Origin of the sequence: Shewanella sp. AS16 (assembly GCF_021412365.1) — a bacterium.
GTDB classification, from domain to species: Bacteria; Pseudomonadota; Gammaproteobacteria; order Enterobacterales; family Shewanellaceae; genus Shewanella; species Shewanella salipaludis.
On record NZ_JAKCLK010000299.1, the window covers coordinates 1 to 289 of the forward strand.

At 48.4% G+C, this 289-nt stretch carries 1 protein-coding gene; it reads left to right on the forward strand.

All coding sequences use genetic code 11. The features are described 5' to 3' along the window. The coding region (locus tag LZP73_RS20375; protein ID WP_234236767.1) for a DUF1454 family protein at positions 1–289 on the forward strand (289 nt) is incomplete at both ends.

A 289-nucleotide genomic window follows, 5' to 3' on the forward strand; every position in this document is an offset into this window, starting at 1 on the left:
CTCACTCGTGCAGCAAGTAAAATTAACGAGAACTTGTATGCTTCTACTGCGCTGGAGCGCGGTACCTTAAAAATCAAAAGCATTCAAATAACCTGGCTACCCATCCAGGGGCCAGAGCAAAAAGCCGCGAAAGCGAAAGCTCAGGCATACATGGCAGCGGTGATCCGCACACTCACCCCATTAATGACCAAAACTCAAAGTCAGAAAAAACTGCAGTCGCTACTAACGGCGGGGAAAAACAAACGTTATTACACCGAGACAGAAGGTGCACTGCGTTATGTTGTCGCGG